Origin of the sequence: Rickettsia endosymbiont of Culicoides newsteadi, assembly GCF_002259525.1 — a bacterium.
Classification (GTDB): Bacteria; Pseudomonadota; Alphaproteobacteria; order Rickettsiales; family Rickettsiaceae; genus Tisiphia.
Map to the genome: position 1 here is coordinate 1 of NZ_MWZE01000160.1, position 1,251 is coordinate 1,251.

Below are 1,251 nucleotides of genomic sequence, written 5' to 3' on the forward strand. Positions count from 1 at the left end.
AAAAAAACATTTATCACAGGCATTAACTCCTTGCAACTCCTATATCTCCTTTATTTTTTCTTATCCCTTATCCCGAATTGACGTATTATTGGTATAGCAATAAGATTCATCGGAATAGAATAAGTAGGAAATGTATAAAATTGGTTTATTACAACGGGAGCAGTAACTATACCGGCAAGGAAGCTTGAATAAATATTAGAGGCAATATAAAATTTGATTGAAGAAAATATGCCCTTGCTTTCACCTAATATCCATTGATTCCTTATGTAAAATTCATAACCAGCAGTTAGTGATAATACTGCGACAAAAGATAATTGGAAGCTTGGGTGAAATATATATTCTGGATTCATTGATAATATGATGAACGCCGCAATTGCTAATGACCTTAGAGGGTATGGCTTGCGTCCTATCATAACCGCATAAATAAAGATTGCTGTCATAATGAAGGCTCTGGTAGCAGCAATTTGCATGCCACTTAGTTGCAAATAACCATAGCTTCCTATTAAAGAACAAATTGCTGCAATTAACTTTATGTCATAATTATAAGCAATATAGTTTGATAAATTTAACAAGAATCTGGTGGATATAAAAAACAGCATCGCTACCAATGATAAATGTAAGCCGGAAACGCAAAGTATATGGGATATACCGCTTTGTCTCATTTCTTTCATTAATTTTCGATCGATGGCTTTGCTTTCACCTAGTAATATTGCAGCAGCGAAATTACCTTTTATAGAACCAAGTATTTGAATCAGGCGGTTGTAAATATTTTTTTTAATTTTATAGACAAAACTATTAGTGTAGAGATCACTATGTGCTATAATTTTAAGGGGGGACAGTGCATAGCCAGTAGCATTAATATCCGCTAAATATGCATAAAAGCCAAAATCATAACCACCCGGCAGAATACTGCTTTGTGGTTTATAAAGCCTTGCCACTAGGCTGATATTATCGTTAATATTAATTTTTTGGGCATATTTTGCCGGCATACTTATTCTGACTTTTTGTAAAACTTGTTTAAGTTTCTGAATTTTTACTTGATATAATATAACCTGCATACCATGAGTAGTTGGTTTCATCGATTCTACGATACCGCTTACTCTTGAGATTATTGGATTGTTAATAGTACTAACATGTAAATTTGATACGCGATATTTGCCAACTAGATTCTGTTGACAAAATTTTATGTTAAGTTATCAGAGTAGAATAAAGAAGTTGCAATAGTAAGAAGAAATGGTAGTTTCTAGTTAT

1 protein-coding gene is annotated in these 1,251 nt (G+C 32.8%); it reads right to left on the reverse strand.

Going from position 1 to position 1,251, the window contains the following annotated elements:
* Positions 1 to 50 precede the first annotated feature (50 nt).
* Complete coding sequence (locus RiCNE_RS07010) at positions 51 to 1,079, reverse strand: ComEC/Rec2 family competence protein (RefSeq protein WP_094649832.1); 1,029 nt, start codon at positions 1,077 to 1,079, stop codon at positions 51 to 53.
* Between the last annotated feature and the right edge of the window lie 172 nt (positions 1,080 to 1,251).